The 25088-nt window shown below is 51.6% G+C and carries 22 protein-coding genes; 9 read left to right on the top strand and 13 right to left on the bottom strand.

Annotation, left to right across the window (positions count from 1 at the left end):
- Positions 1-466: 466 nt before the first annotated feature.
- The 4 genes from msrQ to ilvY all read right to left on the bottom strand — a co-directional run bounded on the left by msrQ (position 467) and on the right by ilvY (position 3879).
- Positions 467-1084 (bottom strand): protein-methionine-sulfoxide reductase heme-binding subunit MsrQ, encoded by a 618-nt coding sequence (gene msrQ, locus AC5E51_RS15665; RefSeq protein ID WP_068438609.1) that lies wholly within the window; start codon positions 1082-1084, stop codon positions 467-469.
- On the bottom strand, positions 1075-2079 hold the full coding sequence (msrP, locus tag AC5E51_RS15660; RefSeq protein ID WP_068438606.1) for a protein-methionine-sulfoxide reductase catalytic subunit MsrP: 1005 nt from the start codon (positions 2077-2079) through the stop codon (positions 1075-1077). The genes msrQ and msrP overlap by 10 nt, the downstream gene beginning before the upstream one ends.
- 91 nt (positions 2080-2170) lie before the next feature.
- The gene (gene pssA, locus AC5E51_RS15655; RefSeq protein WP_084189041.1) at positions 2171-2944 is read right to left on the bottom strand and encodes a CDP-diacylglycerol--serine O-phosphatidyltransferase; all 774 of its coding nucleotides are present in this window, start codon (positions 2942-2944) and stop codon (positions 2171-2173) included.
- 59 nt (positions 2945-3003) lie between these two features.
- Positions 3004-3879: an HTH-type transcriptional activator IlvY gene (gene ilvY, locus AC5E51_RS15650; protein WP_068438116.1), complete on the bottom strand. Its 876-nt coding sequence runs from the start codon at positions 3877-3879 to the stop codon at positions 3004-3006.
- A gap of 328 nt (positions 3880-4207) precedes the next feature.
- On the opposite strand from ilvY, the gene ilvC reads away from it, so the two are divergent.
- From ilvC to AC5E51_RS15635, 3 genes are all read left to right on the top strand, one after another.
- Positions 4208-5698, top strand: a complete 1491-nt coding sequence (gene ilvC / locus AC5E51_RS15645; protein WP_068438119.1) for a ketol-acid reductoisomerase — start codon at positions 4208-4210, stop codon at positions 5696-5698.
- 135 nt (positions 5699-5833) lie between these two features.
- The gene (gene dapC / locus AC5E51_RS15640; protein WP_068438124.1) at positions 5834-7027 is read left to right on the top strand and encodes a succinyldiaminopimelate transaminase; all 1194 of its coding nucleotides are present in this window, start codon (positions 5834-5836) and stop codon (positions 7025-7027) included.
- 9 nt (positions 7028-7036) lie between these two features.
- Positions 7037-7465 carry a SufE family protein gene (locus AC5E51_RS15635; RefSeq protein ID WP_068438126.1) on the top strand — a complete coding sequence of 143 codons (429 nt, stop codon included), beginning with the start codon at positions 7037-7039 and terminating at the stop codon, positions 7463-7465.
- A 13-nt stretch (positions 7466-7478) separates the two neighbouring features.
- On the opposite strand, the gene AC5E51_RS15630 is transcribed toward AC5E51_RS15635, so the two are convergent.
- From AC5E51_RS15630 to AC5E51_RS15610, 5 genes are all read right to left on the bottom strand, one after another.
- A complete protein-coding gene (locus tag AC5E51_RS15630; protein ID WP_301388568.1) occupies positions 7479-8711 on the bottom strand; it encodes a sensor domain-containing phosphodiesterase in 1233 nt (410 codons plus the stop codon).
- Positions 8712-9002: 291 nt separating this feature from the next.
- Complete coding sequence (locus AC5E51_RS15625; RefSeq protein ID WP_491778804.1) at positions 9003-10220, bottom strand: EAL domain-containing protein; 1218 nt, start codon at positions 10218-10220, stop codon at positions 9003-9005.
- Between the two features lie 90 nt (positions 10221-10310).
- A complete protein-coding gene (locus AC5E51_RS15620; RefSeq protein ID WP_491778803.1) occupies positions 10311-10712 on the bottom strand; it encodes a methyltransferase family protein in 402 nt (133 codons plus the stop codon).
- Between the two features lie 156 nt (positions 10713-10868).
- Positions 10869-11933 (bottom strand): class II fructose-bisphosphate aldolase, encoded by a 1065-nt coding sequence (gene fba / locus AC5E51_RS15615; protein WP_068438134.1) that lies wholly within the window; start codon positions 11931-11933, stop codon positions 10869-10871.
- Positions 11934-12288: 355 nt separating this feature from the next.
- Entirely contained in the window at positions 12289-13449 is a 1161-nt protein-coding gene (locus AC5E51_RS15610; RefSeq protein ID WP_068438137.1) for a phosphoglycerate kinase, read from the bottom strand.
- 358 nt (positions 13450-13807) lie between these two features.
- Here AC5E51_RS15610 and AC5E51_RS15605 point away from each other — a divergent pair, with 358 nt between their 5' ends.
- On the top strand, positions 13808-15547 hold the full coding sequence (locus AC5E51_RS15605; protein ID WP_491778802.1) for an ABC transporter transmembrane domain-containing protein: 1740 nt from the start codon (positions 13808-13810) through the stop codon (positions 15545-15547).
- Here AC5E51_RS15605 and AC5E51_RS15600 read toward each other — a convergent pair whose 3' ends face one another.
- On the bottom strand, positions 15548-16567 hold the full coding sequence (locus AC5E51_RS15600) for a type I glyceraldehyde-3-phosphate dehydrogenase (protein WP_068438143.1): 1020 nt from the start codon (positions 16565-16567) through the stop codon (positions 15548-15550).
- 120 nt (positions 16568-16687) lie between these two features.
- Between AC5E51_RS15600 and AC5E51_RS15595 the strand changes: the two genes are divergently transcribed.
- On the top strand, positions 16688-17335 hold the full coding sequence (locus AC5E51_RS15595; protein ID WP_068438146.1) for a class I SAM-dependent methyltransferase: 648 nt from the start codon (positions 16688-16690) through the stop codon (positions 17333-17335).
- Positions 17336-17363: 28 nt separating this feature from the next.
- Here the strand turns inward: AC5E51_RS15595 and AC5E51_RS15590 are convergent, their stop codons facing one another.
- On the bottom strand, positions 17364-18290 hold the full coding sequence (locus tag AC5E51_RS15590; RefSeq protein WP_301179754.1) for an AraC family transcriptional regulator: 927 nt from the start codon (positions 18288-18290) through the stop codon (positions 17364-17366).
- A gap of 267 nt (positions 18291-18557) precedes the next feature.
- On the opposite strand from AC5E51_RS15590, the gene exaC reads away from it, so the two are divergent.
- The 4 genes from exaC (at position 18558) to AC5E51_RS15570 (ending at position 23793) form a co-directional block, all read left to right on the top strand.
- Positions 18558-20078, top strand: coding sequence for an acetaldehyde dehydrogenase ExaC (gene exaC, locus AC5E51_RS15585; RefSeq protein ID WP_068438154.1), 1521 nt, complete (start codon positions 18558-18560; stop codon positions 20076-20078).
- Between the two features lie 245 nt (positions 20079-20323).
- A complete protein-coding gene (locus tag AC5E51_RS15580) occupies positions 20324-21850 on the top strand; it encodes a protein adenylyltransferase SelO (RefSeq protein ID WP_491778801.1) in 1527 nt (508 codons plus the stop codon).
- Between the two features lie 120 nt (positions 21851-21970).
- Positions 21971-22963, top strand: coding sequence for a glutathione S-transferase family protein (locus AC5E51_RS15575; protein ID WP_068438159.1), 993 nt, complete (start codon positions 21971-21973; stop codon positions 22961-22963).
- Between the two features lie 110 nt (positions 22964-23073).
- A complete protein-coding gene (locus tag AC5E51_RS15570) occupies positions 23074-23793 on the top strand; it encodes a P-loop NTPase family protein (RefSeq protein WP_068438163.1) in 720 nt (239 codons plus the stop codon).
- Positions 23794-23811: 18 nt separating this feature from the next.
- On the opposite strand, the gene AC5E51_RS15565 is transcribed toward AC5E51_RS15570, so the two are convergent.
- Positions 23812-24405, bottom strand: a complete 594-nt coding sequence (locus tag AC5E51_RS15565) for a hypothetical protein (protein WP_301377941.1) — start codon at positions 24403-24405, stop codon at positions 23812-23814.
- A gap of 83 nt (positions 24406-24488) precedes the next feature.
- Positions 24489-25088 (bottom strand): hypothetical protein (locus AC5E51_RS15560; RefSeq protein ID WP_491778800.1); only part of this gene is annotated, 600 nt, incomplete at its 5' end.

Here is a 25088-nt window from a genome sequence, read left to right as displayed (position 1 = left end):
TCAGTAAGCACCCACACGAATTACTTAATGCTAATTTTTAAAGAACGTTGCTTTGAATCTGCCAGAAGCTTTCTCTCAAAGCGGGCTGCGCATTTTACAGAAGCAGCTTTCGATGTCAACAAGTTTTTTAAACTTTCTTAAGAAGCGAACTTCTTAATTCTTGACATCTGATCCGGACAACTCAGCGTCCCGATCAGTGCGAAGCATTCTACCAGAGAACCTTTCGCTGTCAACCGTTAATTTTCAAAAAAATCTTTTAAAATCAACAAGTTGTAAACCTTTTCCAGACAACTCCGAGGAGCCTCTCTGTCGGATCAGGCGGCGCATTCTACAGTCTTTTCAGACTTGGTCAACACCTTTTTTCGACCCGTTTTCCTTTTCGTTTCAGCGCTGTGCTGGGTAACGATCAAGAGCGGCGCATTATAGAGATGCGGCGATTTGGGTCAACTACTTTCTGTAATAATTTTCAGGAAGTTCTGGCGCGTTTCTTCTTAGCAAAAAACCATAGTCTTAACGCCAGCAGGAATGCAGCTATAAGAGTGTAGGCGACAGGCTCAAACCAGCTAGCCCTGATTTGTAATAAATAGTGAACGGCTGCGAGGGCTACGATTACATAGATGAGTTGGTGCAGTTTCTTCCAGCGCCTCTTCAGCCTTCGCTGCCATGTTTTCGTCGAGGTGATCACCAGCGGCAACAAGAGCAACCATGATAAAGCTCCAACCAAGAGATATGGACGCTCCACGACCTCACGACCTAACTCACCCCACTGCCACCCCAGAAGGAGAGCCAGGTACGCTAATGCGTGCAAAGATACATAGAAAGCTGCATAGAGGCCCAACATTCTCCGGTGTGGCATCAGCCACTTCTGTTTCGTAAGTCTTACTATCGGTGTCACTGCGAGTGTCAGCAGCAAGAAGTTGAAGCCCCATGTGCCTGTAAAGTGGGTAATTGCCTTGCCAGGTTCCGGCCCTAACAGGTTCCATTCGCCTGTCTGCACCCGGACTATTGCCTGCACTAAGTATATGAGTGGTAGTGCGCAGGCGATACCAATAAGCCACCTACGCCCAGTCAGCGTTAGTACCATTTACGCAGATCCATACGTTTATACAGGTGAGCAACCTGTTTGCCGTACCCGTTAAACATTTCAGTCGGTATCCGGTTGGGGCTGAAGATGCTGTTAGGCAGGCGCCGCTCAGAAGCCTGACTCCATCGCGGATGATCGACTTCCGGATTTACGTTGGCATAGAAGCCATATTCCTGGGGAGCAAGATCGTTCCAAGTCGTCGGAGGCATGGTTTCGCGGAAACGGATTTTTACGATCGACTTAATGCTCTTGAAGCCGTACTTCCACGGAACAACAAGGCGCATCGGCGCTCCGTTCTGATTTGGCAGGACATTGCCGTACATCCCTACTGCCATGAGCGTCAGTGGATTCATGGCCTCATCCATTCTGAGCCCCTCTCGGTAAGGCCAATCGATAGTAGAGAATACCGAGCGCTGCCCCGGCATTTCTTTTGGTCGCTCAACAGTCACGAACTCGACGTACTTGGCTGAAGATAAGGGCTTGAAGCGTTTAATCAGCTCAGCCAGTGGGAAACCTACCCAAGGGATCACCATTGACCACGCCTCTACACAACGCAGTCGATAAATCCGCTCTTCCAGGTCGATTCCCTTTAGAAGATCTTCGAGCGCGAAGGAGCCTTTCACCTCGCACTCACCTTCAACAGTCATGTTCCATGGGTCTGTCGTGAACTTACCTGAGTTTTCGAATGGGTCCGACTTACTCATCCCGAACTCATAGAAGTTGTTGTACTGCGTAGCTGAGCTATAAGGCGCTGGCTTTTCACCAGCACCAAAGGACGTTTCAGACGCATTAACGACGGCCTTCTCCAGCCACTCAGGGCCTTCAGGTATACGACTACCTCCCTCAGGTGACACAAGCGCCTGTGCCTGTATTGTACTGAGTGCCGCTGCCGCAGTGAGACTGCCCTTCATAAAGAGACGCCTGTTGACGTACAACTCTTCTGGCGTGATCTCTGAAGGATCGATTTTGGGGTAACGACGCTTTGGAATCAGCATATGCACCTCTAATGGCTGAATTACTCTGACAAAAAAGCCCGGTTGTTGTGCCGGGCTTCTTTCCATATTTATGTCTACATTCGTATAGTCGTTAATCAAACAACTTTTCTTTCACCGCCCATGCCGGGCCAGATAATGCATACAACATAAAGACAGCCAGCAGGACCGTTGCGGGATCAATCGATACAATCGCAAAGCCCATAACAATGGCCAGCAAGGCGACAAAAGGAATCTTGCCGCGCAGATCCAGACCTTTGAAACTGTGGTACTTGAAGTTGCTGACCATTAACAGGCCCGCTGCGGTCACGATAATAGCCATCCACCAGGCAGCATCAGCTCCCTGCGTGCCCGACTCTGTGAAGACCCAGATATTCCCAGCAACAATTGCCGCTGCAGAAGGACTCGCCAGTCCGGTGAAGTAGTTTTTATCAGCCACCGCCAGCTGAGTATTAAAGCGCGCGAGACGTAGAGCTGCCCCCGCACAGTAGACGAAAGCTGCGACCCAGCCGACTTTACCCAGATCCTGCAACGCCCAGCTGAACGCGACCAGCGCAGGCGCCACACCAAAAGAGACCATGTCGGCGAGGCTGTCATACTCTGCGCCGAAATCACTCTGGGTATTCGTCATACGCGCAACGCGACCATCAAGTCCATCCAGCACCATGGCGACAAAAATTGCGATGGCTGCATTCTCAAAATCGCCGTTCATGCCGGCAACGACGGCGTAAAATCCTGAAAACAATGCACCCGTCGTAAACAGGTTGGGCAAGAGGTAAATCCCCTTCCTGTCCCTTTTGGTTGCTACCGGTACCTGAGCGTCTTCGTTATCACTCACACTATGATCCTTAATGTGTTCGGCCCGCATGAGCTGCGGATTTTAAAGTTCTGCGGCTATTATGGGCGAAACCAGTCCATCTGGCCATGTCATCGCCCTGCGGTTTGCCAAAGCGCCTGTAAGACTGGCTCATTGAGTCGTTCCGTCCGCGAGCAGAGCCCAATATGAAAGGGCTCCAGTTCAGGCGTTACCGACAACACCCGCACACGGTTAAGAAGTGGGCTGTTCTGTAAGACAACCTGAGGGACAACCCCAACACCCACGCCGAGTGCCACCATGCTGACAATGGCTTCGTGCCCCGTCACCTGTGCATAGATGTTGGGCGTCAGACTACGTGAAGCAAACCATTGGTTTACGCGTGTACGTGCCAGACCAGTCTCTGAGAGCACCATAGGCACCTCGGCCCACGATATGTCTGATTGTGAGAGCTGAGGAACAGTTCCCACCGTTCTTGGCGCGATAAACAGCAACGGCGACTCAGAAATCCCCCTGAACGTCAGGTCAGGCGACAATTGTTCGGGCCTTGCAGCAATCACGACATCCGCATCCCCGGAGGCGACTCTGGGGATAGACTCCGCGGCATCACCCGTATGAATCCGCAGATCAACTTTAGGATATTGCTCCCTGAACCGGGCCAACAGATCAGCCAGAAAAGAATAACTGGCGGTGACAGAACAAAAGAGCGTCAGCGACCCCTCCAGATCACTCACCTCCGCATTTACCGCGGAGCGCAGCGATTGCCAGGCATCCAGTGTCTGCTCCGCATGCTGGCGAAACAGCTCGCCGGCTGGCGTTAAGGTTAACGGCCCGCTGTCACGTACCAGTAACTGAGCACCCGCATCCTGTTCCATACGACTGATACGACGGCTGAGTGTTGAAGGGCTCATATGTAATTGCTGCCCCGCCCGTCCGAGATGCTGAGCTTCAACGACGGTAAGGAAAACCCGTAAGTCTTTGTATTCCATAGGCTAAATAGGTACCTGACTCGACATTGCAGTATTTGCAACAACTGCTAGCAATAATAGCATTTTACGCAACGACGCTCATCACCTATCATTCGTCTCGAATTTTTATATCAACCACTAGCTACACATCGCACCGTCTTGGAAGCGTAACCGAGGCAGTCAGAGCAAGGCGAGTGGTTTAACTTAACTGCGAAAGCGTCGGCGAAGATGGCCTGACAAGGCGGCGGTTCACTGGGAGCGCGGAGCTTATTGTAATAAGTGAGCACTCACGGTGAACCGGCAACACAGTCAGGGCGATGCAGCCAGCTTTCATTACAGGAGAATTGTGATGGGTGCTAACTACTTTAATACTCTGAACCTCCAGCAGAAGCTGGATCAACTCGGCCGCTGCCGTTTCATGGACCGTTCTGAATTCGCTTCTGAAGCTGAATTCCTGAAAGGTAAGAAAGTTGTCATCGTTGGTTGTGGTGCTCAGGGCCTGAACCAGGGTATGAACATGCGCGACTCTGGCCTGGACGTATCTTACGCTCTGCGTGAAGCTGCGATCGCTGAGAAACGTCAGTCATGGAAAAACGCTACCGAAAATGGCTTCAACGTTGGTACTTACGAAGAGCTGATCCCAACTGCTGACCTGGTTATGAACCTGACGCCAGACAAGCAGCACACTTCTGTTGTGAATGCGGTTATGCCTCTGATGAAAGAAGGCGCTTGCCTGGGTTACTCCCACGGCTTCAACATTGTTGAAGAAGGCATGCAGATCCGTGAAGACCTGACTGTTGTTATGGTTGCACCTAAGTGCCCGGGTTCTGAAGTACGTGAAGAATACAAGCGTGGCTTCGGTGTACCGACTCTGATCGCTGTTCACCCAGAAAACGACCCTAAAGGCGAAGGCTGGGACATCGCTAAAGCATGGGCTGCAGCGACTGGCGGTCACCGCGCTGGCTGTCTGGAATCGTCTTTCGTTGCTGAAGTTAAGTCTGACCTGATGGGCGAGCAGACTATTCTGTGCGGTATGCTGCAGACTGGTGCGATCCTGGGCTTCGAGAAAATGGTTGAAGACGGTATCGACGAAGGCTACGCAGCCAAGCTGATTCAGTACGGTTGGGAAACTGTGACTGAAGCTCTGAAGTACGGCGGCATCACTAACATGATGGATCGTCTGTCTAACCCAGCGAAAATCGTTGCGTTTGACATGGCTGAAGAACTGAAAGAACTGATGCGTCCTCTGTTCCGCAAGCACCAGGCTGACATCATGGAAGGCGAATTCTCTTCCACTATGATGGCCGACTGGGCAAACGACGATGCGAACCTGCTGAAATGGCGTGAAGAAACGGCAGAAACTGGCTTCGAAAAAGCACCAGCTTCTGACGTTCAGATCGACGAACAGGAATACTTCGACCACGGCATCATGCTGGTTGCTATGATCAAAGCGGGCGTTGAGCTGGCGTTCGAATCTATGGTTGAAAGCGGTATCGTTGAAGAGTCTGCTTACTACGAGTCTCTGCACGAAACTCCACTGATCGCGAACACTATTGCACGTCGTAAACTGTACGAGATGAACGTTGTTATCTCTGACACGGCTGAATACGGTAACTACCTGTTCTCTCACGCTGCCGTACCTCTGCTGCGCGAGAAGTTCATGCCACACATCAGCACTGACGTGATCGGTAAAGGCCTGAACCTGAAGTCTAATTCTGTAGACAACGCTCGTCTGATCGAAGTTAACGAAGCTATCCGTAACCACCCAGTTGAGTGGGTTGGTGCTGAGCTGCGTGGCTACATGACTGACATGAAGCGTATCGTTGAAGCGTCTAAATAAGACCTGCTTTAACTAGCAAATAAAAAGCCCCGCCAGTGCAGACTGGCGGGGCTTTTTTGTTTACTTCACACAATCGGAATTGCGCTGTAAAAGGGCTATAATGCGCGCTTTCTGAACAACAAGACCGGAAGCGGCATGAACCCAGATCTGAGCAAACTCCAGCCTTACCCATTTGAAAAACTGGCCAAACTGAAGGGCGAGGTCACGCCTCCTGCAGATCTGGAGCATATCGCCCTGTCGATTGGCGAACCTAAGCACCCAGCGCCGGAGTTTGTACTTGATACCCTGCGCACAGAACTGCAACGCGTTGAGAACTACCCGACGACGAAGGGCCTGCCAGAGTTGAACTCGGCCATCGCCAGCTGGCTGGAACGCCGTTTTTCGCTGGAGAACGTCGATCCGGTATCTCAGGTCATTCCGGTAAACGGTACCCGTGAAGCCATCTTTGCTTTTACTCAGGCAGTCGTTAATCGCAGCCAGTATCGTCCTCTGGTTGTTTCTCCGAATCCTTTCTACCAGATTTACGAAGGCGCAGCTTACCTTTCAGGTGCCGAACCGCACTTCTTACCATGCCTTGAGGAAAACGGTTTCAACCCGGATTACGATGCTGTGCCTGAAGAGGTCTGGCACCGCTGCCAGCTTTTGTTTGTCTGCACTCCTGGCAACCCGACCGGCTCAACCCTGAAGCTGGACGACTTCAGAAAACTGATTGAACTGGCCGATAAATACGATTTTGTACTCGCCAGCGACGAGTGCTATTCAGAAATTTATGTGGATGGTGCCGATGCACCGATGGGCCTGCTGGAAGCCTGTGAGCAACTCGGCCGCAAAGACTTCAAACGCTGCGTGGTATTCCACTCGCTGTCTAAACGCTCAAATCTGCCGGGCCTGCGCTCTGGCTTTATTGCCGGCGACGCCGATCTGCTGAAGCCGTTTTTGCTCTACCGTACTTACCATGGTTGCGCGATGCCGGTTCACACTCAACTAGCGAGCATCGCAGCCTGGAACGATGAAAGCCACGTACAGCAGAATCGCAGCGAGTACACTCAGAAGTTCCGCTCAGTTCTTGAGATTCTCAGCCCGGTACTGGACGTTAAACAGACGGAAGCGAGCTTCTATTTATGGCCCAAGACGCCGATTAACGAAGAAACATTTGCTCAGCAGCTGTTTGCTCAACAGAACGTGACTGTACTGCCGGGCTCATACCTTTCGCGTACAGTCGAAGGTATTAACCCTGGTGAGCACCGTATTCGCATGGCGCTGGTTGCTGAGACATCGGAGTGCATTGAAGCGGCTCAGCGTATTCGCACATTCATTGAATCTCTATAAGGAGCCAACATGTCCTTCGAAAGTCCTTTTGGAAATAGTATTACCAGTGAAGACATCGTCGATACTCTGAGCTTCTTCGATGACTGGGAAGAACGCTATAAGTACATTATTGACCTGGGGAAAGAACTTCCCGGAATGAGCGACGACAAGAAAACCGATGAGTTTCTTCTTCGTGGCTGCCAGAGCCAGGTATGGATTGATCACTCTGCGGAAGATGGAAAGCTTGTCTTTGAAGCCGACTCCGATGCACATATTGTTCGGGGGCTGCTGGGAATGGTGCTGGCGGCATACAACTTTAAAACGCCAGCAGAGATTCTTACTTTCGACAGTGATGAGTACTTTAAGCAGGTCGACTTAGTGAAGCACCTTAGCCCGACACGAGGAAATGGTTTGCGGGCCATGGTACAGAAAATTAAAGATACTGCAGCGGCTGCTTGACAGCCGCACTACGTCATTCAGTAAACGTTGCTAATGGCTGCGGGCGAGATAAAAGATAGCCCTGCCCGTAGCCTATAAACAGCGTCTCTAACTCAGCGAGTTCGCTTTCGGTTTCTATCCCCTCGGCGACAACTTTATATCCCTGAACTTCGGCAAAGCCCCTCAGCGCAGCAACCAGAGACTGCTTATCTCTGTCCTGATCGATGTCACGGATCAAGCTCATGTCCAGTTTCAACATATCCGGGCTGAGTAAAAGAATGTGACGCATGCTCGCATAGCCTGCACCCGCATCATCAATGGCCAGACGCATCCCCGAATCCCGAAGCGGTTTCAGGCGGGCATTTAAGAGGTCGTAGTCCGCGATTTCCTCATGCTCTGTCAGCTCGAGAACAATACGCTTTGCTTCTTCAGGGGTGTAAATTCCTGAAATATCACATTGGAGAAGGAAGGACGGCGTTACGTTGATAGAAACATATGCATTAGCAGGTAGCACCGCCAGGGCCTCTTTAGACTTCTCTACTACTCTGAGGCCAATCGCCGACGACAGGCCAAGGCGATCCGCATCAATAAAGAGTTGAGCCGGTGACAGATCAAGGTCTGTCGATAAACGCGCCAGTAATTCAAACCCCTTAACGGAACGGTCTGTCAGAGCACAGATTGGCTGGGCGTGCAGAAGTAACTCATCACGCTCGAGAATATCGAGAATGACTTCCTGACGCTGGCGATTTTCTTCGCTGCCTTTACGAGCATCTTCAATCAAAGCCGCAATAACATCAGCGAAAACCCGTACGAGCATCAGGCTACGATTATTAAGTTTTGGCTTAACCTCACGACTGAAAATACAGAACGTACCGAAGGTATGGCCATCAGACAAAACAACAGGAACACTGACGTGGGATTTAACGGGAATCGTCGTAAATTCGGGAACCAGGTCTGTTTCGCCACTTACTTCAGTATCCGGTACCAGCTGCTTAAGGCGGCCATCGGCGATCATCTCACAGAAACTATCTTTTAATGGGCCACAGCTGTCTTCAGACACCAGATTGGCATCACTGGCGCAATCGACGAAACGGAATACCCGCTGATCCTGGCTGAACTCAGATAAAAAACCCACATCCATATCAAGCCGATCACGTACAGAACGTATAAGACTCGAGATCGCTGTTTTCAGTGTTTCCGGGCTTTTAGGAGCAGGCTCATTGATCACCTCTGCGAGCTGTCTCGCGACATCCGGGCGCTTTTCCATTAAGTAATACCTTCAGACTCTTCACCATGGAACTATAGCACTCTGTCGGAATTAAACATGCCCCACAAGGTGACACCTCCCAGCATTCTCCAGTCAGGTCAAATATGGAGCGTTTGTACGGATTATTTCTGCAAAGCGTGAATAAATCTTCAACGGTCATTCAGGCAAATATCGTATTTTCAGCTCGGTTTATGGTGATTGAACCGACGATAGAAGACAAAATACGCCAAACTATGGCCAGCTTCCCAAATAAACTTAAACGCAAGAATCTACTGCTCAAGATATGTAGAACTACTGGCAATATTGCCCAAGTGATATCCCGGAGTGGAGCAGGTAGTCCTCATCCTGTTTATCCGATATTCCATCCGCAACTAAGGTGCTTCCTTGAGACCTTGAGAACAGCAAAAGAGCCTGCAGCATCGCCTGCTGGCCGGTGTCTGAGGCGATGCCACAAGTAAGGCCACTATCCAGTTTTACGAACTCAGGCTGTAGCTGCAATATATGCTGCATCGATGCAAATCCGGCCCCCGCATTATCAATAGACAACCGGATACCAGATTGACTCAGCGGCTGTAGTATTCGCTTCAGTTCATGATAACTGGCGACGCGGTTGTGTTCAGATATCTCAAAAACTATCCGGCCACAAAGATCATTATTGAGCCAAGCTGTAAAATTAAACTCTGCGAGAAATTCTGGCGTAACGTTAACTACTACATGTCTTTCATGGGGTGATGCTGATAGCTCAGCCAGCAATTGCTCAATTAAATTTACACCTATCAGATTTGCGAGACCTAAACGAACAGCCTGGTGCACAAGCAGTAGTGGGCTCGCTATGTTATCTGTTGCCCTCACCAGGCTCGGTATTAACTCCGTGCCCTCTTGCTTACCAGTATTAAGATTAACCAGCGGAACCCGAACATACTTCAGTCCATGTGTGGTGATCAGCTCGGTAACTTCGCTTTTCAATTGAATACGATGCTCAGATTCATACTGAGGTAAAGCCTCTGCCTCTTCGATCATAGTCGCGATCGCATCAGCAAACACCCGGCACATCGCCAGGCTTCGATAGTTAAGCTCAGGGATGGAATAACGACTGAAAACACAAAAGGTGCCAAACACAGAGCCGTCAGAGAACACGATAGGAACACTGATATGAGCCCCGACCGGCACCAGTTTCACAGCGGTGAGGTCACTTGCCCCGGAGGTCTGTTGTGCATCTCCTATCAGTTGCGGTGCGCGGCCATCCACGACCCTCTGACACAGGCTTTCACCCCGGTAATCCGATCCGCCAGACCGGACAATATCAACACCCGGAGCCGAATCTACCAGATAGAAGGTCCGCATATCCCCATCGAAGCGCGATATAAAGCCGACTTCCATTCTCAGCTTTGTTCGTGCGGTACGGAGTAAGCTCAACAGACTTTGCTCTAGCAGCTTACTGCCCTTCAGCACAGCAACCGGGTCAAAGGCGTGGGTAAGCTGCTCCAGAGCATCGGATAGGTCAGACATACTAAAGGCCCAAAAGGAAAACCCTTAGAGTATATGCTGGAATTTCGAAAAGTGTTCCGACCCGTGACTAAGGCCGTACACCAGGATGCCCTAGAGCCATCGCCTGACCCTGGCCTGATAATCTGAGTAATCCTGACCAAAGAGCATGAGCAGGATTCGCTCTTCCGGAATTATCTGGAAGCGGGTGATGTACCCCACAAAAATGGCAGGCCCAATGAAGGCCGCCGGGCTCTGAAGCCACACACCCAGCGCACTCAGCAGGAAGGCCATTCCCAGGTACATGGGATTGCGGGTAAATCGATACACTCCACCGGTGACCAGCGCTGACGCCTTCTCGATCTTGATCGGATTGATGGTCGTTTTCTTGCGGATAAATGAGACAAGCCCACCGGAATCCAGAAACAGGCCGATGACGACTAAAACACCCGTCACTGTTTGTGCAGTTACTCCCCACCAGTGTATTACCGGCGTCTGCGTGCTTAACCCCCACATCAGTAGTGCGCATAAAAGGCCAACCAAGGGAGGGGGTATTTTGTGCTCTAGCCTGCTCATCTTCATTCCTTTTTGGTTATATTTATTATGGTGCAGGAAATACAGGCAATAAAAAAGGCGCCGAAGCGCCTTTTTACTATCAACTGGATCAACAGATCAGCTGATTTTTGGATCAAGAGCACCGCTCTGGTACTTCTCGAACATATCGTCCAGAGAGATCGCTTTGATCTTAGACGCATTACCCGCAGTACCGAAGGCTTCGTAACGGGCGATACAGATTTCGCTCATCGCTTTAACAGACTCTTTCAGGTACTTACGTGGGTCAAACTCCGCAGTATTCTGAGCCATGAAACGACGGATGGCACCGGTAGAGGCCAGACGCAGGTCAGTATCGATGTTCACTTTACGAACGCCAAACTTGATACCTTCAACGATCTGCTCGACTGGCACACCGTAAGTTTCCGGGATTTCACCACCGAACTCGTTGATCACCGCCAGCCATTCCTGAGGTACAGAAGACGAACCGTGCATCACCAGGTGAGTATCCGGGATACGCTTGTGGATCTCTTTGATACGATCGATGGCCAGAATGTCGTCCGTTGGCGGACGAGTAAACTTGTAGGCGCCGTGTGAGGTGCCGCAGGCAATCGCCAGCGCATCTACCTGAGTCTTGCGTACGAAGTCAGCGGCTTCTTCTGGGTCAGTCAGCATCTGATCGTGAGAGAGAGTGCCTTCTGCTCCAATACCATCCTCTTCACCGGCCTGACCAGTTTCCAGAGACCCCAGACAACCCAGCTCGCCTTCTACCGAAACGCCGCAAGCGTGCGCCATTTCAACGGTGCGACGGGTTACATCAACGTTGTACTCGTAATCGGTCGGCGTTTTGCCGTCTTCACCCAGAGAACCATCCATCATCACTGAGCTGAAGCCCAGCTGGATAGAACGCTGACATACCGCCGGAGAGGTACCGTGATCCTGGTGCATACATACCGGGATGTGCGGGAATTCTTCGATGGCAGCCAGAATCAGGTGGCGCAGAAACGGAGCACCTGCGTACTTACGGGCACCTGCAGAGGCCTGCACAATCACAGGAGAATCCGTTTTGTCTGCCGCTTCCATGATGGCGCGCATCTGTTCGAGGTTGTTTACGTTGAACGCTGGTACGCCGTAGCCGAACTCGGCTGCGTGGTCCAGCATCTGACGCATGCTGATCAATGCCATGAGAATACCTTCAATGGGTCTATAAAATGGGGACTAAAAAATATCCGGGTATTCTAGCGATTAAAGGAGGGGATAGAAACCTCGAGGGAAGAATGTCGCTTCGCAAGGTGGTCAATACGAAAAACCCCAGCATTGCTGGGGTTTAAATAGAGACGATATTTCTAAGCTAAACCTTTTCTTTCGGCTAACGCTTAATAAAACGGCGCCTGCGGTTGAGGCTGGTGATTCCTCGGCACGCCCATCGTCTCAAAATGCCTGTTCTGCTGATCCACCGATTGCTGAACGGCTGAGTCCTCATCGATGGTGTGCTGTGCGCAAGCCGTGAGCAGGCAAACAGCAATCAACAGTAACGCTTTCACTTCGCGCGCTCTTCCAGAATCGCTACTGCTGGCAATACTTTGCCTTCTACGAATTCAAGGAATGCACCACCACCAGTCGAGATGTAAGACACCTGCTCAGCAATGTTGTACTTGTCCACGGCTGCCAGGGTGTCACCGCCACCCGCGATGGAGAAGGAGTCAGAGGCAGCGATTGCCAGAGACAGAGCTTTGGTGCCTTCGCCGAACTGATCAAATTCGAATACACCCACTGGGCCGTTCCAGATGATGGTTTTCGCTTCTTTCAGCTGTTCTGCCAGTGCCTTGGCTGAGTCTGGGCCGATGTCGAAGATCATGTCATCAGCTTCAACGTCGTCAGCAGACTTCAGAGTCGCTGCTGCGGTTTCAGAGAATTCTTTACCACACACAACGTCGGTTGGTACTGGAATAGAAACCTTTTCCATCAGCTTTTTCGCCGCTGGAATCAGGTCTTCTTCGTACAGTGACTTACCAACTGGCTTGCCTGCTGCTGCCAGGAAGGTATTAGCAATACCGCCACCTACGATGATCTGGTCACAGATGTCGGACAGACTTTCGAGTACTTCAAGTTTGGTGGACACTTTAGAGCCACCAACGATGGCGACCAGCGGACGAGCAGGCTTATCCAGAGCCTTACCGAGTGCGTCGAGTTCAGCGGCCAGTAGAGGCCCTGCGCAAGCAACGGGTGCAAACTTAGCGACACCGTGGGTAGACGCCTGAGCGCGGTGCGCGGTACCGAAGGCGTCCATCACGAAAATATCGCACAGTTCAGCGTAGGCTTTGGCCAATTCGTCTTCGTCTTTCTTTTCGCCTTTGTTAAAGCGCACGTTGTCGAGCAGTGCAAGCTCACCATCGGCCAGTTCGATGCCAGCGCGGAAGTCTTTCACAACGTTGACGTCGCGGCCCAGCAGGCCAGCGAGGTGATCAGCCACAGGCTGCATGGAGAACTCTTCGGCGTATTCGCCTTCGGTCGGACGACCCAGGTGAGACATCACAATGACTTTGGCACCGGCTTCAAGCGCGTGCTGAATGGTTGGCAGTGACGCGCGGATACGCACATCAGAAGTCACCTTGCCGTCTTTTACCGGCACGTTCAGGTCTTCGCGGATCAGAACCCGTTTTCCTTTCAGGTCCAGGTCGGTCATTTTCAAAACAGTCATAGTCATGTCCCAGATAATGGAGTCTTTTAAATTCTTCAGCGTGATAGTGCGTAGCCATGCTGAGACGCGGTGAATACATCCCGCTACTCTCGTCTGGCGCGCTTTCTAAATAAAAGAGCGACAGACGCTCAGCCTGACTCCGCACTACCCCACTTCAAACAGGCACCGCGCGGCCGTCAAAGCGGGGCGATGCCAACAAGTTGGTTAGAAATCGCGCGGAGTATACCAGCATGAACAGTGCGTTTCACCGGCCCACACATGACAATCACCGCCCAGAACTGACCTTTACCTTGTTTACCTCGGTAAGTGCCGATAGCCTGCTTAGCCTTTCATGTATTTACGGTTCAAAGGCTTTCTGATGCTGCGCTGGCTCTGGCAATTTATCCGCCCTTACAAACTGCGTTTAACCATTGCAGTGATCGCGCTGGTGACTACAGCTGGCCTGACGCTCAGCCTTGGTCAGGGCGTTCGTCTGATGATCGATCAGGGGTTCGCGGCCAGTTCAGTTGAAGGCCTGAAAGACGCAGTGATCTTTTTCGCCATTTTGGTGGTTGCCGTATCCGTGGGGGCTTACTTCCGGTTCTATATGGTGTCCTGGCTGGGAGAGCGGGTGGTCGCGGACATCCGTAAAACGTTCTACCGACACTTAGTCACACTGCCGCCGTCGTTTTTTGAGGATAATCTGTCCGGCGAAATCCAGAGCCGGATCACTACCGACACCACCCTTCTACAAACCGTAATTGGCTCATCATTCTCATTTGCACTGCGTAACGCTCTGACCTTTGTGGGTGGCATTACCCTGATGTTTATCACCAACCTGAAACTCAGCCTGATCGTTTTAGTGGCGGTGCCTCTGGTGGTATTTCCTATGGTGTTCTTCGGGCGAAAAGTGAAAAAGCTTTCGCGCGAAAGTCAGGACAAAGTTGCCAGCGTCGGCGCCTGGGCGGGCGAAAGTCTGCAACACATCAAAGTCGTGCAGGCCTTTACCCGTGAAGACAGCGTGAACAAACAGTTCAGCGACGCCGCCGAGTCCGCCTTTTCTGTGGCTTTACTGCGGATTAAACAGCGCGCCCTGATGATTGCTCTGGTTATGGTTCTGGTGATGGGATCAGTTGCTAGCATGCTGTATGTAGGCGGTCACGATGTGATTACCGGCGGCCTGAGTGGCGGTGATCTGGCCGCCTTCGTATTCTACGCCATCATGGTCGGTGGTTCGCTGGCGGCAGTGACGGAAGTGTATGGTGAAGTACAGCGTGCTGCCGGCGCGGCGGAGCGTATTCGTGAACTGATGGCGGCTGAGGCAGATATCCAATCGCCATCGGAATCTGTAAGGCCAACCTCACAGCAGACGGCACCTCAGATTAGTTTCCGGGGTGTCACTTATTACTATCCATCCCGCCCCGACCGGGAAGCACTCAGCGACTTGAATCTGGAAGTTAACGCCGGTGAACGCATTGCCTTAGTCGGCCCTTCCGGGGCGGGCAAGTCCACCCTGTTCGATATGCTACTGCGCTTTCGTGATCCACAACAGGGAGAGATTCTGCTTGATGGCACGCCACTGGCAGACTGGCAGCTGCAGCAACTGCGCAGCCAGTTTGCTCTGGTGCCTCAACAGCCGGTACTGTTCAGCACAAACGTGCTGGAAAACCTGCGCTACGGCCGACCTGACGCCTCCGATGCGGATATTCTCGCTGCCGCCAAAGCGGCGCATGCCGATGAATTTATTCAGCAGCTGCCGGAACAATACGAGTCGTATCTGGGAGAAGGCGGCGTGAAACTATCGGGTGGTCAGAAGCAACGCTTGGCCATCGCCCGAGCGATTCTGCACGATCCGAAAATCCTCCTGCTTGATGAAGCCACCAGCGCCTTAGATGCCCAGAGCGAGTACCTTGTGCAACAGGCGTTAGATAAACTGATGCAGAACCGCACCAGCTTTGTGATCGCGCATCGTCTGTCGACCATCAAACACGTCGACCGCATCGTTGTGATGGATCAGGGACGTATCGTGGCTGTCGGCACGCACGATGAACTGCTTGAACGCTCGCCCTTGTATAAGCGGTTGGCCGAGTTACAGTTTGGGGAAAAGAAAAGCGCTTAATCAGACCTTGATCACAATCATCTCACTGGCCGTATCCAACATACGGTTCGCAAAGCCCCACTCGTTATCAAACCAGACCAACAGTTTGAGCAAGCGTCCGCCGCTGACCCGGGTCTGAGTCGCATCCACAATGGCGGAACGCGGATCATGATTAAAATCGATAGAGGCGTGGGCTTCGCGGGTCAGGCCAAGAATCCCGTCGAAACTCTGGTTAGCCGCCGTTGCCAGTAACTGATTCACCGCTTCGGTATCTGTCGCTTTGTTGAGTTGCAACGTGATATCCAACGCCGAGACATTGATGGTAGGCACACGCACGTGCAGGCTCTCTATTTTGCCGGCCAGTTGCGGCATCAGGCGCTCGATCCCCGCGGGTAACCCGGTATCGACAGGAATAATGCTCTGCACAGATGATCGGGTACGACGCAGGTCTGAGTGGTAGGCATCAATCACTGGCTGATCATTCATCGCGGAGTGGATGGTGGTCGTGACCCCGGCTTCAATGCCATAGGCCTGATCAATCAATGTCAGTACCGGAATCAGAGCATTGGTCGAGCAGGAACCGTTAGAAACAATGCGCTGATCCGCCGCCAGTGAGTCATGGTTGTGACCATAAATGATGGTATTATCGACTGCGCTGTCTGCCGGGTTCGAAATCAGTACTTTCTTCGCACCGCGGCTGAGGTGCAGCTCGGCATCTTCGCGTGAGCGGATCTGGCCGCTGCATTCCAGTACCAGGTCCACGTCCAGCGCAGCCCAATCCAGTTCTGCCGGATCACTGATATGACGAACACAGATACGATCGCCGTTGACCATCAGGTGCTGCTGATCAGCGATGCTGACGGTGCCATTGAAGCGACCGTGCGTACTGTCGTAACGCAGCATGTAGCTCAGCGACTCAATGTCTGCCAGCTCGTTGATCGCGACCACTTCGATGTCCTGCCGGTAACCGTTTTCATAAAGCGCACGCAGCACACAGCGGCCGATACGTCCAAAACCGTTGATGGCGATACGGGTTGTCATGGGTTTGTGCGCCTCATTACTGTCTCATGATTGCCGGGCTTCTCAGAAGCTGGATACTATGCACTCTATTGTCGCGGAATTGGTCGCCGTAGGCAAAATGCACACACCGGAATACCCGACATGACTTATCCCCCCTGCCCTTTGTGCCACGAAACAGAGCAGATTTCGGTTCTCGACAGCGCCATGCCGCGTCGTTATCTCGCCTGCGGGCAGTGTTATCTGGCGTATATGCATCCCAATGACTACCTGAGTGCAGATGAAGAGAAAGCATACTATGCAACCCACGAGAACAGCATAGATGACGAAGGCTATGTCGGGTTTCTGAATATTCTGCTGGCGCCGTTATTAGATCTCATCGAGCAGAAAGAAAAGACAATAGCGCTGGACTATGGTTGTGGTCCGGGCCCCACCCTTTCTGTGTTGCTTGAGCAGAACGGCATCCACTGTGATAACTATGACCCGTTTTTCTTTCCGAAGGCATTGTCCCCGCCGTACGATGTCATCACAGCCACTGAATGCTTTGAGCACTTTCATCACCCGGAAGATGAACTTAAAAAATTAGTATCAATGTTAAAGCCGGGAGGCCTTCTGGCTTTAATGACAAGTCGCTGGAGCAATGCCGAAAAATTCATGCACTGGCATTACAACCGTGATCCGACCCATGTAATTTTTATGCACGAAAAAACGATCAATTACATCGAAGATAGGTTTGGTTTATCCTGCATTTGTAAGGATGAAAAGCGCGTCGTTATTTTTAAAAGAAAATAAAAAATTAAAATTAATAAAAACCAAAAAATTAACGCGACGCAAATTCTCTCGGCGTCATTCCGTACTGCTGATGAAAGCGACGGGAGAAATGACTTGGATTAGAAAACCCGAGTTCATAACAGGTACTGGTAATACTTTTTCCGCTGCGGATAAGTTTGCAGGCGTGTTCTAAGCGGCGCTGCTGCTGGTATTGGGCTGGGCTGCACCCAAGGCTATTTTTAAACTGCTGAAAAAGCTTAGTGCGCGACATACAGGCAACACGCGCAAGCTGATCAATATCCACCGACTGTGCAAGATTCTCTTCAATATAAGCCACGGCATTCGTCAGGCCCGACTGGGTCGGGTTCTGTTGCACACAACGCAGTAAGAAATCCCGCCCCTGCTGACGTAGCATCCGCGCTACCAGCTCATTTACTCCGAAGTTCAATACCAGGTCACAATCGTCTTCTTTCTGTACGTGGCTGGCGACGATACGCTCTAGTAGCTGCTGAGTAGCATCGGTGTGAGCGAGATGCCACTGACGTGTCTCGACTTCCCACTCACCCAGATCTTTCGGTCGCTCGCTGACAGTATTCAGCTGATCGCAGACTTTCAGCAGAGTCTCGCGCGGTATTTCCAGCGTCATACAGGTGGTGGGGGTATCTAACGTGGCTTCGGGAAAGTCGATTTCAACATATTCACCGGGCGCAACAACGAAGGACTCGTGAGGAAGAAATTCCGTCGAAAAACCATCCATACCATGCATGACTTTCCGGCCGGTCATCATGCCGCAGTACAACAACTCACCAGCATCCAGACGGATACGATCGGCCTGTTCATAAGTGTCATACACAGATAACTCGGCTAACTGGCTGGCATATACCGTACGGTTTTCTATTAATTCGCTGGGGACGACTTTCTGGCGATGAGCACCTGCGAGTGCAGCCATACTGCCCGGTCGATGTTCTGTAGTCATAAGAAATGCGCCGTCGTCGTTACATAGAGTCGTTCTAAGAAAAAGCCTCTGTCTGCCAATCCGCTCTCGTGTGTAATTGCGGGCCAGTTACACATTCTGACACCAGCGGGACTCAGAGAACATTCTTGCGGACTGTCGTGCAAGTCATCACCCCAATAGACCACATACTCTGGAGTCACACAACAGAAAACGCCGGCAGATTGGGCCGACTAATACTTTAGTCGAAGACCTGAAAGGACCGGTAAGAATAACAACGGAGATAACACCATGATCTATGCAAATCCAGGACAGCCAGGTTCAGTCGTAACCTTCAAAGAACAGTACGGCAATTACATCAATGGCGAATTCGCTGCCCCTGTAAATGGTAACTACATGGACAACGTCAGCCCGGTTAATGGTGAAGTATTCTGTCGCGTTGCCCGTTCTGACAACGCAGACATCGAAAAAGCGCTCGATGCTGCCCACGCAGCCGCACCTGCCTGGGGCAAAACCTCAGTACAGGAACGCTCTAACATTCTTCTCAAGATCGCTGACCGGATGGAAGCGAATCTGGAGATGCTGGCTATCGCCGAAACCTGGGACAACGGTAAAGCCGTACGCGAAACACTGGCGGCGGATATTCCACTGGCCGTTGACCACTTCCGTTACTTCGCCGGCTGCCTGCGTGCACAGGAAGGCAGTATGGCTGAACTGGACGAGACCACTGTGTCGTACCACGTTCATGAACCTCTGGGCGTCGTTGGCCAGATTATTCCGTGGAACTTCCCGCTATTGATGGCCGCGTGGAAACTGGGCCCAGCACTGGCGGCAGGTAACTGCGTAGTGATGAAGCCTGCCGAGCAGACGCCTGCATCCATTCTGGTACTGATGGAGCTGATCGGTGATCTGCTGCCACCAGGTGTTGTAAACATCGTTAACGGCGTGGGTGAAGAAGCAGGTCAGGCACTGGCCACCAGCAAGCGTATCGCCAAGCTGGCTTTCACTGGCTCAACACCAGTAGGCCAGCACATTCTGCGCTGTGCAGCAGAAACTCTGATTCCAAGCACCGTTGAACTGGGTGGTAAATCACCTAACGTCTATTTCGAAGACGTCATGCAGATGGAAGACGATTTCCTCGACAAAGCAGTTGAAGGTACGGTTCTCGCCTTCTTCAACCAGGGTGAAGTATGTACCTGTCCTTCACGTGCCCTGATTCAGGAAAGCATCTACGACGAGTTCATTGCGAAAGTTGTTGCCCGTGCTCAGACCATCAAACGTGGCAACCCACTGGATACCGACGTTCAGGTAGGTGCTCAGGCATCGCAGGAACAGTACGAGCGCATCATGAAGTACATTGAAATCGGTAAACAGGAAGGCGCTGAAGTCCTGATCGGTGGCGCGCCAGAGAAACTCGAAGGCGACCTGCAAACCGGTTACTACATCCAGCCAACCGTATTTAAAGGCAATAACCAGATGCGCGTGTTCCAGGAAGAGATCTTTGGCCCAGTCATCAGTGTGACTACCTTCAAAGACGAGGCCGAAGCCCTGCAAATCGCCAACGATACTGAGTTTGGTCTCGGTGCTGGCGTCTGGACCCGCGACATGAACCGCGCTTACCGTATGGGCCGTGGCATTCAGGCCGGTCGAGTCTGGACCAACTGCTACCACGCTTATCCGGCACACGCTGCCTTTGGTGGTTATAAGAAATCCGGCATCGGCCGCGAAACCCACAAAGTAGCACTGGAGCACTATCAGCAGACCAAGAACCTGCTGGTCAGCTATGCCACCAGTCCCTTAGGCTTTTTCTGAAATCAGATTTCTTCTAAGGTCGGTTTCTTTTAAGGAACAAAACTTTACCTCTCCTCTGGTATGAAATGCGCTGCATTTCTCCTCCTGGGCTGATGTCGATTGTTGGGAGACCCGGCATCATTAAGGCCCTTTTTTAAGCACCCGTTCGCGGGTGCTCTTTTTTTATCTAGGGCCTGCTCTGCTATACATACGCCACAATCAATAATACCCTATCAATATACTCAGTTATTATTGGTTGCATCGCTATGCCTGTCGTCTTCCCGTTCGAAAACATCTACGCGCAACTCCCTGAGCAGTGTTTCGAACGCGTTATGCCCACACCGGTGAAAACTCCGACGCTGATTCGTTTCAATGCGCCCTTAGCGACCGAATTAAATATCGAATTCAGCGATGCCGGTGATGAAGAACTCGCTCAGGTATTTTCCGGCAATCTGGTGCCACACAATGCCGACCCACTGGCGATGGCGTATTCCGGGCATCAGTTTGGCAACCTGAATCCACAACTCGGGGATGGCCGCGCCATTCTGCTGGGTGATCTCTACGACAGCGACGCAAAGCTGAAAGATATCCAACTCAAAGGATCTGGGCGGACTCCCTTTTCGCGCGGAGGAGACGGTCGCAGCCCGCTCGGGCCCGCGCTGCGCGAGTACATCCTGTGCGAGGCCATGCATGCCTTAGGTATTGCGACCACTCGGGCACTCGCGGTGGTCAGCTCAGGAGAACATGTGATTCGCCAGCAGCGCGAACCCGGTGCAGTATTTGCCCGTGTGGCATCCAGTCATATCCGAGTCGGGACGTTTCAGTATTTTGCGATACGCAGAGATCATGTTGCCCTGAAAGCGCTGGCAGATCATGTGATTGACCGGCATTTCCCTGAGCTTAAAAGCAGTCCTGAAAGCGAGAATATTTATTTATCACTGTTTAAAAATATCGTTAAAAAACAGGCAGAATTAATTGCATCATGGATGAACCTTGGATTTATTCATGGCGTGATGAACACCGACAATATGACCGTCAGCGGCGAGACAATTGATTACGGCCCCTGCGCGTTTATTGATGCGTTTAATCGCAAAAAAGTTTTCAGCTCGATTGATCAACAAGGGCGATATGCTTACATCAACCAACCCGCGATTGGCCAGTGGAACCTGACCCGTCTGGCTGAAGCCATGCTGCCTTTGTTTATGAATGACACAGCCAGCGAAGCGGCAGAGAAACAGGCGATTGATGAAGCCACTCAGATTCTCAATGACTATGTCCAGATGCACCAGAATGCCTGGGAATCCGGCATGGCGAAGAAGCTTGGCTTCAGCTCAGTCGAGACTGGCGACCGGGAGTGCTTCGAGTCTTTGCTCGATCTTCTTGATGAAAGCCGTCTCGACTTCACGTTGTTTTTCCGCCGACTGAGTGACTGTACAGACCCGAATAATGATACCAGCGCTCTGTTTACCCTCTTTGATTCACCTGATGCCCGTTCAACGGATGACATCAAGCAGCGCCTTTCAGACTGGATCAGCAAATGGCAGGCACGACTGAGCGAACGCGAAGAACTGAAAGTGGCTGAAGAGCGGATGAAACAGAACAATCCTGCCATCATCCCACGCAACCATCAGGTGCAGGCGGTGATCTCGGCGGCGGAAGAAGGGGACTACGCTCCATTTGATGCTTTACTCGGCGCGCTGAAGTCACCCTACGAGCAACATGCCGAATACGTTGCGTATGAAGCGCCTCCACTGCCAGCAGAGCAGGTGTTCAGGACCTTCTGCGGCACCTGATCAACAGGCCGTATGGCTCGGTTCCTCGACCGCTTGCAACCCATTGTTCCAGAATCCCGGTTTTTACCCATGCTGTCCGCTGCTAATCTGAACAGAGGATGATGACCAAGAGAGGCTCCGATGGGACTGCTGGTAAAAGGTGAGTGGCACGACAAATGGTACGACACCGATAAGTCAGACGGTGCGTTCGAACGCGAAGACGCGCAACTACGAAGCTGGGTAACGGCAGACGGCAGTGCTGGTCCTTCCGGGAATGCCGGTTTCAAGGCCGAGTCGGGCCGCTATCACCTGTATGTCTCTCTCGCCTGCCCCTGGGCACACCGCACCCTTATATTTCGTCAGCTGAAAGGACTTGCTGGCCATATTGGTGTGTCTGTCGTATCTCCCGATATGCTGGACCACGGCTGGACCTTTGATACCGAGGCAGGCAGCTCTGGCGATCCGCTTTATCACAGCGACTTTATGCATCAGATTTATACCCGCAATAAATCGGATTACACGGGCCGGGTAACTGTCCCTGTGCTCTGGGATAAACAGCAGGAATGTATCGTCAGCAACGAATCTGCTGAGATCATCCGTATGCTGAACAGCGCCTTTAACAATATTACCGGCGATCAGCAGGATTTCTGCCCCGAGCATCTAAAACCTCAGATCGATGAAGTGAATGAGCGGGTTTACCACACGATCAATAATGGCGTGTACAAAGCCGGCTTCGCTACGAAAGCAGAGAAGTATGAAGCTGCCTTCAGCGAATTATTTGACTCACTGGACTGGCTAGAGGAACGACTGACGCAGCAGCGTTATCTGGTCAGAGATGGTGACAAAAGTGTACTGACAGAGGCTGACTGGCGCCTGTTCACAACGCTGATCCGCTTCGATGCCGTGTACTTCGGTCACTTCAAATGCAATCTGCGCCGTATCGAAGACTATCCGGCGATCAGTGGCTACGTGCGCGACCTGTATCAGCATCCGGGCGTTGTGGAGACGGTCGACTTCTCCCACATCAAGCGTCATTACTATTACAGCCATGACATGATCAACCCAACGCGCATCGTGCCCGTCGGCCCTGCGCTCGACTTTAACCGGGCGCATGGTCGAGAGTCACTCAAGTGATCGTCGTCAAAGACGACAATTGAAATAATTCCGACATCCGGATTGTGCTAGCGTAGTCGACCTTCAAACATTTTTGCCTGCTGCCCATGCAGGCATCGCAGGGACACACTATGAGCACAATCCACTTTATTGGTGGCGAAAAAGGCGGTGTCGGTAAATCCGTATTCTCCCGCCTGCTGTCGCAGTACTTTCTTGATAACAACATGCACTACGCAGGGTTCGACGCGGATCAGTCCCACGACACCCTGACCCGCTTTTATCCTGAGTTCACCCAACCAGTAAATCTGGATAAGTTCGAGAGCGCGGACCGTATTGTTGAAACCGCCCTGGAGAACGACGTTAACGTTGTTGTAGACCTACCGGCTCAGAGTGAACGTTTCCTTAAGCGCTGGATGGATGACAACGACGTCAGCGCCTTATGTGAAGAAACCGGCGTGAAGTGCTATTTCTGGTACGTCGTCGACGATGGCATGGATTCAGCGCGACTGGCTGCTGCTTTTCTCGATCGCTATCAGGATGAACTCCCATGTGTCATGGTTCACAACTATGGCCGTGGTGGCGATTTCAGTAGCCTTGAGAAGACAATCGCTGATGCAGGGATTACCCCAAAAGCATCCATTGCCATCAATGAGCTACACGACGGCACCATGCGTAAAATCGACAAACTGTCGCTGAATTTCTGGGCTGCCGGGAATCTTACCGAACGCGCAGAGGGCACGCTGTCGTTAATGGAACGTCAGCGGACGCGCGTCTGGTGTAAAAAGTCCTACGCTGAGATTGAGAAAGGACTTCAGGCACATACATCGAGTCTTGCCCCACAAATCATCTGATTCTGAGGCAGCGGAAGATCATTTAGTCTTATCTTCTGCTGCCTCCTTTCCTTCTGCTGTAGCGTCACGCTTGCCCGAGCCAGGCTTGTCCTTTTGGCGCTCGTCTTCCTCAACCTGATCCGCCACACGATTAATAATCTGAGGAACGAAACGCTCCGAGAATCCTGCAACAAACGACCAGAACAGAAGCTTGGCCATATCCTGACCTGTCGCTGGATAGGTCTCGGTCAGAAAAGAGACAATATAGGCATTATCAGGATTCCCATGCGGTTCAGGAATATAGAACCAGGGGAACATATGTCCTGAAATAATCCCGGAAAGAAAGAGGCTATAGAGCACGAGGGCAAAAAGGCCGCCAAAGATAGGAATCAACAGAATCTGGAACCAGGAACGGGTAAGCAACCGCAGCTCCTGATCGGTGACCGTTTTTACTCGCTGCTGAATACTGACAAACCCACCCAGAATACCGCAGACAAACACAGCCCAACTGACCATCAAGCGGCCTTCGTGTAAGAAGGTTGCGGAGAATAACGCGGTAAAAATGCAGATCGAAACGGCTGTCATAATGATCAGCCGCTTCGTAAGAATATACACACCTGTAACACGATCCATATGCTGTTTCTCTTCCTGAGTGCGTTTTATGACTGACTATACCTGTTTATAGCCAGCCTACCATTTACCGCTTTTTCACGAGTTCATAGAATCGCTGCCAGAACCACAAATACCAGAATACCTGCTGCCGTCAAACCGATGGTTGGTTTCTTCAGCAGAGGAGACTTCAGACCAATAATCAGGCCCGAAATCAGAATCAGGATCAGACCAAGCGCGGTCACTTGCTCAAGAATACGGAACAGACCGGGCCCATGTCCTTTGTGGAGCTCCATCAGAGAAGCAATAAGGTCTGGCGACACAGGCGTGATCTTCACGCCCTGCGGCGTAGGTTCAAGTTCGTAGTAGTCGCGACTCGTAGGCCGTGTCTGAAGCAGGCGCCCGCGATCTTTAACGTATTCAAAATCTGCGTCCAGCCCTGCCTGTTCCAGAATACTCTGAACCTGTGACTCTTTCTCCGCATCTGCATCAATGGCCACAGAAGGTAAAAATATGCTTTCACCCTTTTCCACACTCCCCTTGACGCCCGTCAGGTAGAGGCCACCAGAGACTGCAAATAACAGCATGATCGGTGCAAAGAAAGCAGCGAGGTAAAGATGAATGGTCATGAGCGTTTTGCGTGACATATTTCGGGTATCCGGAATTTCTGGTTGATAAAATGCCAAAGATGTAAAGAAGAAAATCTT

The sequence above is a fragment of the Thalassolituus sp. genome (assembly GCF_984348125.1).
The sequence above is the reverse complement of the archived record's forward strand: the minus strand, read 5'-3'. Positions and strand labels throughout refer to the sequence as shown.